Below are 263 nucleotides of genomic sequence, written 5' to 3'. Positions count from 1 at the left end.
GCATGACCGTTGCCGGCATGGTCGAAAAACCGGGCCCCGGACTGGCCCCCTCGCTGCTGGCGGCAGTCGGGCGCTACATTCTGGATCCGAGCATCTTTGCCACGCTGCGCCATATTCCGCGCGGCGCGGGCGGTGAGATCCAGCTGACCGACGCCATTGCACGCAACGCCATCAATCTGACGGCGTTCCGGTTCAGCGGCACGCGGTATGACTGCGGCTGCCATGACGGGCTGCTGGAGGCTGCCGTGGCCCGACAGGCCGAG

1 pseudogene is annotated in these 263 nt (G+C 67.7%); it reads left to right on the top strand.

The annotated features are described in order from the left end of the window. Nucleotides 1-263, top strand: a pseudogene (locus tag ACK4SE_RS14230) (UTP--glucose-1-phosphate uridylyltransferase); the annotation flags it as partial.

This window comes from Brevundimonas sp., from assembly GCF_046293315.1.
Taxonomy (GTDB): Bacteria; Pseudomonadota; Alphaproteobacteria; order Caulobacterales; family Caulobacteraceae; genus Brevundimonas.
Note: the sequence above shows the minus strand (reverse complement) of the source record. Positions and strands in the feature narration are given on the sequence as shown.